The organism is Achromobacter sp. ISS7 (assembly GCF_056523125.1).
Genome location: NZ_JAWRZD010000001.1, coordinates 4,955,380 through 4,970,260, shown reverse-complemented (window position 1 = coordinate 4,970,260; position 14,881 = coordinate 4,955,380). Strand labels below are relative to the sequence as shown.

General features: G+C 63.2%; 8 protein-coding genes. 4 read left to right on the top strand and 4 right to left on the bottom strand.

The features are described 5' to 3' along the window. Positions 1 to 280: 280 nt before the first annotated feature. The 4 genes from AC1HFW_RS22530 to tenA all read left to right on the top strand — a co-directional run bounded on the left by AC1HFW_RS22530 (position 281) and on the right by tenA (position 2,886). A complete protein-coding gene (locus AC1HFW_RS22530) occupies positions 281 to 1,066 on the top strand; it encodes a 3-hydroxybutyrate dehydrogenase (RefSeq protein ID WP_006391870.1) in 786 nt (261 codons plus the stop codon). 193 nt (positions 1,067 to 1,259) lie between these two features. Continuing rightward, entirely contained in the window at positions 1,260 to 1,829 is a 570-nt protein-coding gene (locus AC1HFW_RS22525) for a PH domain-containing protein (RefSeq protein WP_006391871.1), read from the top strand. A 5-nt stretch (positions 1,830 to 1,834) separates the two neighbouring features. Beyond that, positions 1,835 to 2,110, top strand: coding sequence for a hypothetical protein (locus AC1HFW_RS22520; RefSeq protein ID WP_479285270.1), 276 nt, complete (start codon positions 1,835 to 1,837; stop codon positions 2,108 to 2,110). A 113-nt stretch (positions 2,111 to 2,223) separates the two neighbouring features. Continuing rightward, positions 2,224 to 2,886 carry a thiaminase II gene (gene tenA / locus AC1HFW_RS22515; protein WP_479285269.1) on the top strand — a complete coding sequence of 221 codons (663 nt, stop codon included), beginning with the start codon at positions 2,224 to 2,226 and terminating at the stop codon, positions 2,884 to 2,886. Between the two features lie 305 nt (positions 2,887 to 3,191). On the opposite strand, the gene AC1HFW_RS22510 is transcribed toward tenA, so the two are convergent. The 4 genes from AC1HFW_RS22510 to AC1HFW_RS22495 all read right to left on the bottom strand — a co-directional run bounded on the left by AC1HFW_RS22510 (position 3,192) and on the right by AC1HFW_RS22495 (position 14,628). Further along, positions 3,192 to 3,728, bottom strand: coding sequence for a hypothetical protein (locus AC1HFW_RS22510; protein ID WP_479285268.1), 537 nt, complete (start codon positions 3,726 to 3,728; stop codon positions 3,192 to 3,194). A 443-nt stretch (positions 3,729 to 4,171) separates the two neighbouring features. Beyond that, positions 4,172 to 4,693 carry a hypothetical protein gene (locus AC1HFW_RS22505; protein WP_241072932.1) on the bottom strand — a complete coding sequence of 174 codons (522 nt, stop codon included), beginning with the start codon at positions 4,691 to 4,693 and terminating at the stop codon, positions 4,172 to 4,174. After that, entirely contained in the window at positions 4,690 to 12,807 is an 8,118-nt protein-coding gene (locus AC1HFW_RS22500) for a hemagglutinin repeat-containing protein (RefSeq protein WP_479285267.1), read from the bottom strand. Before AC1HFW_RS22500 ends, AC1HFW_RS22505 begins: the two co-directional genes overlap by 4 nt. Positions 12,808 to 12,879: 72 nt before the next feature. Further along, positions 12,880 to 14,628, bottom strand: coding sequence for a ShlB/FhaC/HecB family hemolysin secretion/activation protein (locus tag AC1HFW_RS22495; protein WP_479285266.1), 1,749 nt, complete (start codon positions 14,626 to 14,628; stop codon positions 12,880 to 12,882). Positions 14,629 to 14,881 lie beyond the last annotated feature (253 nt).

Sequence of the window (14,881 nt, the reverse complement as noted above, 5' to 3'; positions counted from 1 at the left end):
CGCAACCGGCAATGGCCGAATACCGCGCATCGAGCGGCTTCGTAACAAAACCCGCTTAGCAGGGTGGCTGGCGCGGCGTCGAAGGCGCGCGGCTTGCCCCGGGGACCACGCCGCCCCGCCGTGCACCGGCCTGACATGCGGCGGAAGCAAATGACATAGAAAGTTACCCTGGCCGTGGCGTTCAGGCTGCGCTCATCCTGGAGCGCTACCATCAAGCCATGCCCCTCGCATCCGCGGGCGCCCCCCGGCCCGCGGCATCCTTACCCGGAGGTTCCCCAGCATGAGCAATCTGAACGGAAAAGTCGCCGTCGTCACCGGCGCCGCCAGCGGCATTGGCAAGGAAATCGCGCTGACCCTGTCGCGCGCCGGCGCGGCCATCGCCATCGCCGACCTGAACCAGGCCGGCGCCGACGCCGTCGCCCGCGAGATCGAACAGGCCGGCGGCAAGGCCATGGGCGTGGCCATGGACGTCACCAACGAAGACGCCGTCAACCAGGGCATCGACCGCGTCGCCGCCGCCTACGGCAGCATCGACATCCTGATCTCGAACGCCGGCATCCAGATCGTCAACCCCATCGAGAACTTCGCCTTCGCCGACTGGAAGAAGATGCAGGCCATCCACGTCGATGGCGCCTTCCTCACCACCAAGGCCGCGCTCAAGCACATGTACAAGGATGATCGCGGCGGCGTCGTCATCTATATGGGCTCGGTCCACTCGCACGAGGCCTCACCGCTCAAGTCCGCCTACGTCGCCGCCAAGCATGCGCTGCTGGGCCTGGCGCGCGTGCTGGCCAAGGAAGGCGCCAAGCACAACGTGCGCTCGCACGTCATCTGCCCCGGCTTCGTGCGCACGCCGCTGGTCGAAAAGCAGATCCCCGAGCAGGCCAAGGAGCTGGGCATTAGCGAGGAAGACGTGGTCAAGAAGGTGATGCTGGGCGACACCGTCGACGGCATCTTCACCACCGTCGAAGACGTGGCGCAAACGGCGCTGTTCCTGTCGACCTTCCCCAGCGCGGCGTTCACCGGGCAGTCGTTCGTGGTCAGCCATGGGTGGTACATGCAGTAGGCCCAGCGCCACTTGGAATGCGGCGCTCGCAGCGGGCCGCGCGCCGCTTCGAATCTCGACAATCGACAGGGAGCCTCCCGGGTTGGCCGCCGGCCCGGAGGTTTTTTTCCGGGCGCGCCTCCGCCTGCCCGGCCCGTGGCTTAAGATAGGCGCGCTTTGGCTGCCGATGCCATAACCGGATGCAAGGAAGTGCATGGCCTTCGACTATAAAAACGCGTCGCCCGAACAACTGAAAGCGCGCTATGACGAGATCGCCCGTGAAATCGGCGACGACCAGTTCTTCACCAAGAAGGAACTGAACCATCTGCCCCACGTGCTGCACGACGGCGAGGAAATCCTGGCCTTCACGACAGGCATGATGAACAACAACACCTGGCTCATCACGCTGACCGACAAGCGCATCATCTTTCTCGACAAGGGCCTGATCTACGGACTGCGCCAGACCGCGATCGACCTGGACAAGGTCAACGCCGTGTCCGGCGAGACCGGCATCATGTTCGGCAACATCTCCATCCAGGACAGCGCCGGCAGCTACCAGATCCGCAACGTCTGGAAAAAGACCGTGGTCCGGTTCACCAATCGCGTGCAGCAGGCCATCGAAGCGCGCAAGTCACGCTTCATGCAACCCGCCGCCCCAGCCGTCGCCGCGGCATCCGACGACGACATCATCCTCAAGCTGGAACGGCTTGCCACCTTGCGCGACCGCGGCGTATTGACCGACGAAGAGTTCGCCGCGCAGAAAGCCCGTATCCTGGCAGCCTGAACGCCATGGAATTCCTGATCGTCGTCGCCGTCCTGGTAGGACTGGTAGCCGGCTATTTCTTCCTCGGCATGCTGCTCAAGCTGCTGCTGCAATGGTGGCTGGCGCTGGTCTGCGCCGTGCCGCTGATCCTGCTGGCAGTGAGCTTCAGCTGGCTGGGTGCCATTGCCGCCATCGTCGGCGTGCTGTTTTTGATCGGCGCCTGCCAGGCCTGGCAGGAATCCGCCGCCTACCTCAGATTCGAGGCCAAGATAAACAAGGCCTTCTATTTCGACGACATCTGACCGCGCGCGACCGCGATACGAACCCGCCGACGCGCCGCGCAATTGTTGATACCCTTGGATCCTCAACCCCGACGCGCGCGCACGCGCCGTCCGATTTCGCCTTGAGGATTGCCATGTCTTTCAGCACCGACGCCTGGGCGCGCAATGCCGCTCTGTACGAAAAAACGCGCACCATGCCGTTCAACCAGGAACTGGCCAGCGGCCAGCTCAGCGAACAGGCGTTCCGCCACTACATGATCCAGGACGCTCACTACCTGCTGGCCTTCGGCCGCGCCCTGGCGGTCGCCGCCGCCAAGGCCGACCATGCCGACGGCGTGGTGCAGTTCGCCGACGCCGCCAAGAACGCCGTGGTGGTCGAGCGCAGCCTGCATGAGGGGTTCATGAAGCAGTTCGGCATCGACGCCGAGACGTTCGCCAGCACGCCGCTGTCGCCGGCCAGCCATCACTACACCAGCTTTCTCATCGCCACGGCGTGGAGCGCGCCGTACCCGGTGGCGTTGGCCGCGCTGCTGCCGTGCTTCTGGATCTACGCGGAAATCGGCCGCGACATCCACTCGCGGGCGACGCGTCCCAATCCGTATGGGGCCTGGATCGATACGTATGCCGGGGATGAATTCCACGCGCTGGTGCGTGAAGTGATTGCGTCGGTGGACCAGGCGGCCGAGAAGGCGTCGGCGCAGACGCGGGATGAGATGCACCGGGCGTATACGCATGCGGCGCAGTTGGAATGGATGTTCTGGGATTCGGCGTATCGGTTGGGAGCGTGGCCGGTGTGAACGCGCGCTGGAAAACTAGTCTTACCTCTCGCGATAGAAGCCGTTATCAATTCGTAGAGATCTTCATAACTCAGACCAGTAGAAGCAAATGACTTCTTGAGCCTCTCAAGCCAAGCCAAATTAGTCATCATTTTGTCCTAGGCAGCATAGTTATAAAGGAATTTGTTATTTCCTTAGTCTTGCCACCAGTTCGTGCTGTGTTGCTCGAAGGCGTTCTGGGCGGCACGCACCAGATAGGCCCTGCAACCGCGGTCAGACCTTCGGCATCACAGTTGCAGGGGGTTCCGGGCAGGGCGAAGACGGCATCAACGACACCTGCCGTTCCGCTGCGCTGGCGCCGGGCACCGTGATGTCCTGCACCACGACCGCGCGCCGCTCCACATAGACCTCGTAGTCCTTGCCCGGGCTGGCGTGAAGTACGCGGCATTCTTCGTCTCGCGCCGGCTCGTGGTGATCGCAGAGCCGTAAGGCCCGGCGTTTTGGTATGTCCCGCCGACCTGACCGTAGATGGTCACCGGAATACCCGCCTTAATGATGAATTCGTCGAACACCAGGCCCGAGATGTTCGGCGAAGGCGGCATTCCGACGCTGCCGCCACCACGCATGTGCGAGCGCTGAATCGTTTCCAAGCCATCACCGTGGCCGAACAGGCCCGACGCGGGCAGGAAGCACGTCCTGTCAAAATCCAGGCGGATGCGATCGGCCGTATACACATACACGCGAACCCGCGCACTGCTGCCAGCGTCGTAATGGCTGAGGATATTGGGATTGGTGGCGGAGCAACCCGCCAAGGCGCCGCCCCGCAATAAAGCGGGCGCCATGCAACGCAACATAGCAAGCATCCACTACTCTCAAGAAAAAAAGAAATTAGCCACGGCAAACGTGGTGCTCACTTGCCATAGGCATCGCGAGGCTCGGCCAAACGCAGCAAGCCGGACTGAGTGCACTGGTAGGGGTAAGCCTCGACGCAACGCTCGCGCATCGTGCGAGCCAACCTGTTGGCAAAATCCGCAGCGATGCGCAGCCCATCCTTGGCCAGCCCACGGTTGAAATAGTCACGTACGCCTAGCACGAGCTAGCGTGACTCGTCGTCGCACGATCAGCAAGACCCGCCCTCGGCGTGACAGCACAACCTGAAAGCTGGATCAGGAGGACAACGAGTGCTGTGTCCGGAAGCACAGGTTGCCATGCACAATGCAAAGACTTATGACGAAAACGTAGTCTGACACCCTATTTTCCTGAAACACCCCTTTCCCTTTTTTAACCACAAAACTCCCGCATTCTTCTAAAAATTCACAACCCCGGAAGCCTTCACCGCGCCTGCAAATTTTTCGAGATCAACCGCATCAAGATCGCAATACTCAGAATTCAGTTCAGAACCGCAAGCAAAACCGATGCTTTCACAATAGGCCGCATATACTGATCCCGCACCACTCTCCGGATGAAATACGCTTAGTGAAGGGCTGGATAATTCACCACCGCACCACGATATGAGTGCCCCGTTGTCCACAAACCAACGCAACGAAGCCTCGATATTTTTCTTCCACAACTTTTCAGTTGGCCAAGAATTTATTTTTATCTCGACAGATAAATTACTCAAAGCGCCGCCCTCCCACTCCCTGAGCTTTATATCGGCAAACTCTTTCCATATATCATTTAGGAACGAAGCCTTCTCCATAATGCTAGGCGAATACGACGCCTTCCAAAATCCGAATAAAATCAATCCGGCCACTTCGTCTTGATACAACTCACCACTATCATCATCCACAAAAGCCCAATAAATTCCAAGACTCTCACTAGTTCTCATAGCCCAAAGTTCCTCATTTGTTGCACGGACGGTTTTATCGCTGTCACAATATCTCCAACCCCAACCTTTCCAACGCCTTCTTTTGCGACAAAGATAATTACATCCACTCCATTAACCTTTCCATAGAAGCCTTTCACCGCTTGCCCTCCCTGCGCCATAACATGATCGAAGGTTTTTTCAGGATTCGTCAGGATAACCTGCCCAATTTCCTGAAATGCTTGTCTGGCCGCCTTTGATCCAGAATTCGCAGTAATTACCCCCGCTTCAATCAAATGCCTAGCGGAATGATCTACTCGACCGATATTAGAAAGCGCAGCTCGCGCCGCATCTTCAGAAAATCCTATAGCCGCCTTCGCCCCCGCCACCCCACCAATCTTGCCGACATCGACCGCCTTCCCCACGTCAGCAAAAACATGCAGCGCCTGCCCCCCCTTCTTCAGCATCCCCCCAACAACAGGCACCAACCCCAACGAAGAGAAGAACCTGTTCGCTTCTTCGCCCGTCGCCGTCCGCCCCGTCACCAGTTCATACAGCGCACTGGCGTTTGACACTCCGGGCGCGAGGTCCAGCACAGCCTGGGCAAGCGTGTCGGCCTTTTCTTTAGTCAGTTGCGGGTAGTGGCTGAGTATCAGCGCCACATCGTAGGCTGATGCCATACGATCCGCCCGATCGAAGCCCTCCTGGAAGCAGCTCGCTTCGGTACACTCCCTCAACAACTCGTCAGTCAGCTCAGCTTTCAGCCGCCCAACCTTATCGCGGTTCATGTAGCGGCTGTTGTTCTCCAGTTCTATACGCGCCGCGACTTGGGCGGCGCTGGCCGCATTCGGGTCGATGGCAGCGGCAATGCCGGCAACAATGCTGGTTATCAAATTGACGCGGGTCTGCTGATCCTCCGCAGATAGATTCTTACCACCATCTCCCTCCAGATTTTCCAGCAGTTTGCTCAGCACCACGCCTGATAGCGCGCCCACACCGCCCGCTCCGCAGGAGGCTCCTTGAGCAGCGGCTCCCGCGCAGCCAAGCACGGCATGCAACGCCGCATGCCCCGCCGAGCCTTCACCACCTAGTTCACGGCTCAACTCTTTGATCTGCGCAGCGCCCAGCGTCTGCAGATAATTTACGGCGGCCGCCTGAACGAACTGACCTGTACCTCCCATTACGTTGCCACTTGCCGCACCCAGAATGATGGTGCCCCACTGGCTGTACGTTCCTCTAGCCCCCCATTTACCTTCCAGATCTGCATACTCTTTCGCGGCTTGGATGCGCTCGGCATAAGACAAGCGCGGGTCTTCAGAGCGCTGCTTGGCGTCCTGGATTTCCTTAGCCCGATTCGTCAAGAACTGCCCCAACTGCCGGCTGGCCTCCGACGCAATCTCAAACCCCGCCTCGATCTTCTCCTTGTCAAAGATCGGCTTCAGCGCATTCAACGTATCCGACGTATCCCGATTCAGCGCCGCAATCGTCTCCGCCGCGGTCTTGCCTGTCAGCGCTCGCTGTCCTTCTTCGTCGCGGATGATGATGGTGCCGCCACTGATGGCGCTTTGGGTCGTGGAACTGCTATTGCCGCTGGCCGCAACCACCGTCGGTAGATTGGCGGAAAAGCCGCCGCTTGACGACAAGGAAGTGCCTGCGTCCTTGGTCGCGCCGCCGGCCACCTGGTTGCCCTTGGTGGTGCCCAGACCCGCCGAACCTTCTTTCGAGGCACCGCCGCCAAACCCGAAGCCTCCGCCTACCGCAATCTGATTGGCGCTGTAGCTGGCGGAGTTCTTGATGTCCTGCGTGACCAGGGTGCCCGTGCTGAGCTTGTTCAGGCCCTCCGCTACAGCCTTGTCACTGCTGGCGATGACGCTGCCAATCAAGGTCGTGTTGTTCTTGACGTCAATCAGGAAGCCCCCGTCACCTGCCCACAGCCCAGTTTGATCGGTAACCGATTGGAAATTGCTGTTCATCTTGCCGGTGCCGAAATTTGCACTGACGCTGCTGGCCCCGGCGCAGAATGGCGGAATACAAAGACTCAAGCCAATACCGGCACTGCTTTGCTTCGATTTATAAGTGCTGGAATCCTGCAGACTCTCCAGGAGCAGGTTTCCCCCTACAGAAGCTATGATCTGCTCCGCCTTTCCACTAGCACCTACCAGCTTGGTATCACCACCTGATTGCAAGGCCAGCACATTCCCGGCGATAAGCTGACTGTTCGTCCAGGTCTGATCCTTACCGTCCGAACTACCCCGTGATGTAGATGCGCCCAGTTCCAGCGTGACGCCATTGGATTTTCCTGTGCTGAAGCCAATCCCGACGCTGAAGCCGCTGCTTTTGCTATCTGTCTTCTGCTCGAAGGTATTCTTGGCGGCTTGCAGCAGAATATCGCCATCCGCCTTCAGCACTGCGTTATTGCCGGCAGACAGATTCGAGCCGATGACGTTGATACCCGATGCGCTGCCTGCACCCTTGGCGACGATCGTCAAATCCTTGCCCGCTGCAACGTTCGACCCTACCGAAACAGATGAGCTTCGATCGGTCGTACTCGAACTCTTGCTGCTGCCGAAACTGATCTTGATGCTGGCACCACCCAACTGGGCCGGATTCGCCATGACCGCATCGTAGGCGTTGCTCGCCGCAAGTCCGGTAGTGATACCGGCCAGACCCATCATGACTGGGTTATCCACCTTCCCTGCGGCCTGTGCCATACGACCACCCGTCTGCATGGCACTGACCACTGGATTGCTTGCCGTGACTGTGACACCGGATTGCTTAACCTCATGCACCTCTCGTTGACGCATGGTGTCGGCACCACCCACGATACTGACATCACGACCGATCATCATGATGTCACCCTGGCGCGCGATGACGTCACTGCCAAGAACATTCAGCGACGCTCCTGCATTGATCAGGACGTCACCCGTTACACTGCCAATGGTGCTGCCGGTATTGAGCCCCCGCTTGGTATCCGCCCAATCCGTCGTCTGGCGCGAGCCATAGCTGATGCCACCCAGCGCGCCAAAACCCGACTTCTTGATCTTCTCGTACTGGTAGTCGTTGGCCGTGTTCTGCTCCGCGACGATGTTGACATTGCGGTCCGCCGACATGACCAGGTCTTTCTGCGCAGCCACATTGGAGCCGGCCACGTTGAGGTCCCGCCCCGCCATCAGCACGGCGCTATCACCGGTAAAGGTGGAAGACACCGCCTGTGTCCACGACGCCTCCTTGATGCGATGCGTCGTCTTGCTGGAAAGGAACCCCTTCGTCTTGTAGTAAATCTCGTTATACGTATACCCGCTGGAATCCCCCGCCAGCACATTGATATCGCGCCCCGCGCCCACCGCCAACTGCTTGTCGGAAGACACTTGCGCGGCAATGGCATTGATGTCCTGCGCGGCCATCAACGTCAGGTTTCCGGCGGCGGCAATGCGAGTGCCGACGTCTTCCGTCGTACGCATCTCCGACCGGTTCTTCTTGCCGAAGTTGAACGACTCCCCGTAGCTCGTGCCGACGGCGGTCAGGTTGATGTCGTTGCCGGCGCGGATGCTGGCGTCGCCGGTGGCGGCGATGGCCGCGGCCTGCGCGTTGACATCACGGCCCGCCTGCACGTTCAACGAGCCGGCATCGACGCGCGCCACCCCATCAATGATGGTGTTGCTGATTCCGCCGCGAACATTCGATTGCGTGCTGGAAGTCAGGTTGACATCGCGGCCCGCCGTCAGCGCGACCGCATCCCCCTTGAGCAGTCCCGCCAGGTTATCGATGTCATTGCGCGCATTCAGGTTGACGGTCTTGCCCTGGATCGTGCCCACGGTGTTGCGCACGTTCTGGGCATCGACCACCAACGCATTGCGCGCACCGATGGTGCCGCTGTTGTCCACGTCGCCCGTCGTGCTGATCTGCGTGTCGCGGCCCGCGATCAGCGTGCCGTCGCCGCGCAGGTCGCCCGGCTTGACGGCCAGATAGACCTGCGGGGCCAGCACCTTCTGCTGGGTGCCATCGGGCAGCGTCACGGTCTGCTCCACCATCCAGACGATGTCGCTGGTCAGGTGGCGCATCTGATCTTCGGTCAGCGCGGTGCCCACGGCCAGGCCGAACGTGTTGGCGAAGTCGGCGCCTGACGACAGCAGCGCCTTGTACTGGGTTTCGTTGTCGGTGTAGTCGCCGACGAAACGCTGGCCGCTGGCCAGCATGACTTGTTCGGCGACCAGCTTCTGTTCATAAAAACCGTCGCCCAGGCGCTTGAGGATATGGCCGGGGTCCTGGTTCAGTTTCTCCAGCAGGAAGTCGCTGGACACCACGGTGCGCGAGCCGATGAACTGGCTGTCGGTGGCGATCAGGTAAGGCGCGTTGGGTGCCGTGATGACCTGGTACAGCTTGCTGGTCGGAATGGTCGGCGGCAGCACGACGACAGCGATGGTCTGGTTGCCGGGTAGCGTGACGCGCGTCAGCGTGGCTGGCGGCAACGCCTGGACGACGGTGCTGGACCCTGGCGTCTGGCCGGACGGCGCGACGGCGGCGCCGCCTTGCGCGTCGCCCAGGCCGGTTTCGATGCGTTCGGCCAGGACGGTGGCGTTGTAGTCGGAACGGTTGTACTTGCGGGAGTCGTTCTTCTCGTAGGTGTAGGCCATGGTGCCGACACGGTCGACCGTGCGCAGCCCCTCGGCGCCGACGTTGCTCAGCGTGCCGCCTTCGGTCTTCAAGGTGCCGCCGGCGAGGATGCGGCTCTTGTCGTTGACGATGTTGCCCGACAAGCGGGCGTTGCCACCGACGATGATCTTGCCCGGATCGCTCTGCGTGATGCGGGTCTCGCGCGTGATCTGGGTCACCTGATAGAAGGTGAAGTCCTTGATCATGCGGCTGTTGCGGAAGTCGGTGTTGAAGGCCTTGATCTTGTCGTTCAGCGTGTCGTACAGCTGGAGGTCATGCGCATACTGGGCATGCTGCTGATCCAGGTCGGCCGGGCAGCGAAAGCCGCAATCATCGCGTGACGGCGGCCGCCTGATTCCGCTGGGACGCTCCATTTCGAATACGGACCAGATCTTGGCGTCCGGCTTGTAGAGGAACTGGGCGGGATTCGTATAGCAGTTGCCCGCGTCGCCGCCACCACAATCATATGTCTCGGGAACGTACGCCAGGCCGATCGGCGCGCTGTACCCGGCACGGCCTTGCTGATCCTCCTGGATGTTGCTGTAGTCGAACGGCGGCCCATACTGGCTTTCCGGATAGCGCGCCGACGGCATCAGCAGGCGCCGCTCGTCGTACTGGCCCATCCAGCTCGGGTCGCGGCCGCAGATGGACTTGACGGTGTTGCAGAACCACATGCCTTCGCCATCGACGATGTCGGTGGTGCCGTCCAGGCGATAGAACCACTTGGCTTCGCGGCCGACTTCGACGGTTTCGCTGGCGAAATGCAGGTTGCGGTTCTGGATGCTAGCGGCGGCGATGTCGGCGTTGCGCTCGACCTCGATGGTGGCGGACTCGTTGGACAACAGGGTCGCTTGGCCGACGGCCTTGCCGCTGGCGTCAAGCGCGCCGCCCACCCGCAGGTCGCCCGCGGCATAGATCAGGGCGTGCTCGCGGTTGGTCAGCGTACCCACGCCCAGGTCCATGTCGCCGCGCGAGGCGATGACGGCGTTGGGCTCGTTCTGCAACAGTGGCGTCTTGATGCCGATGCGATCGCCGTAGATGCGGCCGGTGTTGAGAAGATTGCCGGCGTTGATGAGCGTGTAGCCGCCGTCGATCAGGCCGGCGTTGGCCAGCAGGCCGCCGATGATCAGTTCGTTGTTGCGCACCGCGATCAATTCGCCGCCGGCGCGGTTGGTCAGCGTGTCGGCGGTGATCTTCAGGTCCTGGCCCGAATGGATCTTGCCGTCGTTGTCGAGGTTGCCGGTGACCAGTTCCAGCGAGGCGCCGGCGGTCAGGGCGCCGCCGCCGTTGGCCAGGCTGCTGAACGCGAGCTTGGCATTGGCGTCGGACGACACGTTGCCGCGCGCGTTGTCGAGCGCGCCGGTGGTCAGGCCAAGGTCCTGGCCGGCGCCGATGCGGCCGGCCTGGTTGTCGATGGAACCGGCGTTCAGCGTGACCTGCTTGCCCATCAGGCCCAGGGCGCCGGCGGCCGTGCCGCCCGCGCCGGCGACGCCGTTGGCGAGGGTGTCGCGATTGCTCAGGCTGCCGGCGTTGAGGACCAGCGCGTTGTCGGCCTGGATCAGGCCGGCGTTGTTATCCAGCAGGCCCTGCGTCTTGAGCGTGAGGCCATTGGCGGCGACGATGCCGCGACGGTTGACGAGGCGCTGCGCGTCCAGCGAGGCCAGGCCCTGGGCGGCGATGGTGCCGCCGGTGTTGTCGATCGCGCCAGGGGTGGTGACATCCAGCGCGCCGCCGCTGGCGATCTTGCCGTCGGCGTTGGCGAGGCTGCCCGCCTTGAGGTCGGCCGTGCCACCATACAGGCCGCCGCCCTGGTTCTGCAGGGCACCGCTATTGGTGACGGCGAGCTTGCCGTCGGCTTGGGCGATGCCGCCGCGGTTGTCGAGGCTGGCCGACTGGAGGTCGGTGCTGCCGCCGAGCAGCTTGCCGCCACGGTTGTCGATCGCGCCGGCCGTATCGACGCGCAAGGCGTCGTTGGCCTGGACCGAGCCGCCCTGGTTGTCGATGCCGTCGGCCCCGCGCAGCGCCACGCTTTGGCCCGAGACCACGCCGCCCGCCGCGTTGACCACGGACCGGCCGCGCAGGTCGACCGCGCCGGCGCCGGCCAACGTGCCGCCGGTGTTGTCGATGGCGCCGGTCACCTGGCCGCCAAGCGCCGCGCCGCTGGTGAGCTTGCCGCCGGCGTTGTCCAGGTTGGCGGCGCGCAGCGCCACCGAACCGCCATAGACCGCGCCGCCACGGTTGGTGATTGCGCCCGAGGCGTCCAGGGTCAACTCGCCGCCGGCGACGAATTTGCCGCCCGACAGGCCCAGCACATTCGCGGTGACGGTGGCATCGCCGCCCGCCACCAGCGTGCCGGGATTGAGCAGCTGGTCCACCTGCGCGCTCAGCGCGCCGAGCGGGCTGATGGCGCCATCGGCCTGCAGGCCCGCCGTGAGCGCGCCGCGGTTCTCCAGCTGGCGCGCCATGATGCTGGCGTTGCCGGCCGAGGACATGGCCTTGTTGTTGAGGACCCTGGCGGCGGCGTTCAAGCCGAGCGCGCCGCCCGCGACGACCGTGCCGTCGTTGACGATGTCGCGCGCGCTTTGCACCGCCAGGTCGGTGGCCGCCTGCAGGCGGCCCGACGGCATGATCCTGACGTCGCCGTTGGCGCTGACGGTGAGCTTGCCGGTCAGTGCGGCCAGGTTGCCGCCGATGTTCACGCCCACGCCGGCTTCGGTGCCGATGAGGCGGATGCTGTTGGCGTACATGCCGCCCAGCGCGGCGACGTCCAGCGCCACGCCGGTGCCGGCTCCGGCGCCGGTCAGGGCCGAGACGTCGATGCTGTCATAGCCCACCCGCGCCGCCCCCGCCACCACGTTGAGGTTGTTGGCCCAGACCTGGGCATTCAGTTCCAGCGTGCGCGCCATCAGGTCGAGCTGGCTGAGGTTGGCGCCGTACAGGCCGGCGCCTTCAATGCCCAGGCGGCCGCCGGTGATGTCGAAACCCAGCGTGCCATCCGGACCGATGACCGGCTTGCCGGTGGTCAGCGTGGCGCGGTTGGCGTTGAGGAAGCCGCAACCGTTGCAGGTGATGCCGGCCGGGTTGGCGACGATGACGTTGGCGCGGTTGCCGGCCACTTCCAGCATGCCCATCAGCTGCGACGGATTGGGCGCCGTCACCTGGTTCAGGATGGTGGTGGCGCGCTGGTTGCCCAGCATCGGATTGCCCGCCACCTGTCCGGCCACCTGCGTCTGGCTGGCCGCGCCGCTGTTGTTCAGCACCACGCCCGAGGGGCCGACGTTGAACTGGGTGAAGCGGTTGTTCGACACCCCGCCGGCCGACGGCGGCGCGATGTTGACCACCGGCACGCCATTGGTCACGCCCACCACGGGCTTCTGGCCCGGCACGTTCTTGTCGACGGAGATGGGCAGAGTCTGCGCCAGGACGGGCGTCCAGATCTGCGTGTACAGCACCAACCAGACAACTGCGGAGCGAAGCTTGGACATGACGTGGCGACTCTCGGTAAGCGTGAAGCAACTGGCGTACTACCGGGCTGGGGCAGGCGGGCCCCGACCGGACTAGAACTCGAACATCAGCGTGGCGGCGAAGACCGTGCTTTGCGTCTTCAGGTTGTCGGGCTTTTTCAGGGGCCAGCCGGCCGACAGGTCATAGCTGGCGTTGATCGCATTGGCGACACCCGGCACGGCGATGCGGCCGCGCAGGCCCGCCACCGCGCCCACCAGGGTGCGGCTGGCCAGGTATTGCGCCGCCGGACCGCCCACGCGGCCGGCATCCAGGCCCGCGTACAGCTGCTGGCCCAGGTTGCCCAGGTTCAGCGACAGGTCATTGCGCAGGGTCCAGCCGTCCTCGGCAGCCAGGGTCATCTGGCCGTCGAAGCCGCGCACGGCGTAGCGGTTGCCGATGGTGAAGTAGTCGGCGGGCACGACCGGCGTGCGGGCGTGCTGGATCTGCCAGTTGGCCTGGTAGGCCAATTGCTGCCCCGCCACCTTGAAGGGCAGGTACAGGCCGGCGTTGGCCGTCAGGATGGTGCTGCGGCCATTCCAGTCGGGGTCGCCGTAGACGTAGCCGGGCTGGTCGGAGAACTGCGGCAGCGTGCCGCGCACGCCGCCGCCGATGTCCAACACGAGCTGGTCGATGTAGTGGCGGTGGCCGTAGCTGAATTCGTAGCCGACGACGTCGCGCCGCTGCACCTCGATGTCGACGTCGTTGAGCGTGCTATTGGCGCGCTTGCGCAGGAACTTCAGCATGGCGGTGCCTTTGTAGCTGGCGCCGCGGTAGGGCACCACCGACACGCCCGCCTCCACCTGCTTGCTGGTGCCGCCGTAGACAATGGGCTCATCGAAACCGGCCACGGTCTGGCGGTAGCGCGACTTGCTGGCGCCAGCGAACAGGGTCCAGTAGCCGAACGGGATGCTGTAGTTGATGGACGCGGCGCGCGAGCCGGCATCGCCGTTGCGCAGGTCGGCGTTGCTGTTCCAGGAGACCGACAACTGGTCGTACAGGAACAGCGGCGAATCGAGCGTGAGGCCGGCGTTGACCTGGTTCTTGCCGGTGGACTCCATGCCGGCGTTGTCGCCGCCCACGTAGGCGTGCCAGCGCTTGCCGGTGCCGGGCTTGATGATGATGTCCGAGTCGCCCAGTTCGGGGCCGGGCGCCACGTCGATGGAGGCATCGGCCTGGCCGGCCAGCCGGCGGATGTTCTCCAGCGCCTGATCCAGGTCGCGCTGGTTGACGTCGCCGCCGGGCCAGGTGGGCAGCGCGGTACGCCACCAGCCGGGCGCGCCCTCGCTCTTGACGCCGGAGATACGTCCCGGCACATAACGCAGGGTCAGCGTGCCGGCGGCCAGCGATTGCTCTGGCACCAACACGCGGGCGGTGATCAGGCCACGGTCGATCAGGCGCGCCATCAGGTGCTCCTGCAGGACGCGCAGCCCTTGGCCGCCGATGCATTTCCCCGGGACGGTGTCGAGGTCGCGGCGCAGCGCCGCGGGCGGGTCCGCGCCGTCCCACGCCACCTGGCCGATCGTGAAGCACGGTGCTTCCTGGGGGAACACCAGCGGGCCTTCGCCCGCGACGGCGGGCGGCGCCGACAGCACATCCGGCCGTTCCGCGGCGCGGGCCCGCTGGGCGTCCAGCTCCTGCTCCTGGCGGCGTTGGATGTCGTTGGCGCGCGTGGCGGCCTCCGCGGGCAAGGATTGCGCGGCCAGGCGAGGCGGGAAGGTCAGGGAGGCGATGGATGAAACGCACAGCGCCAGGCAGGGAAGCAGCCTCTGCCGGAGGCGGCTTCGCGATACGATGGTATGCACTTGTTTCTTATTGAAATTACCGGTTTCCTTCCATAACGGAGGAAAATCGAATTAATTAAGCGCATATTTCAATTTATGCCAGCTTTTTCACGGATCTTCTGGCGACAATCGAGAATATGCAGCGGCAAAACGGCAGCCATGTAGTTACATGCCATTACGGTGCTAAGTTAGCGGGCCGTGCCGCCACTGACGATGGGAACAGTCTGAAATCGCTTGGGGAACGTCGCCTTGCCGGCAACGCTGGCGTGGCTCG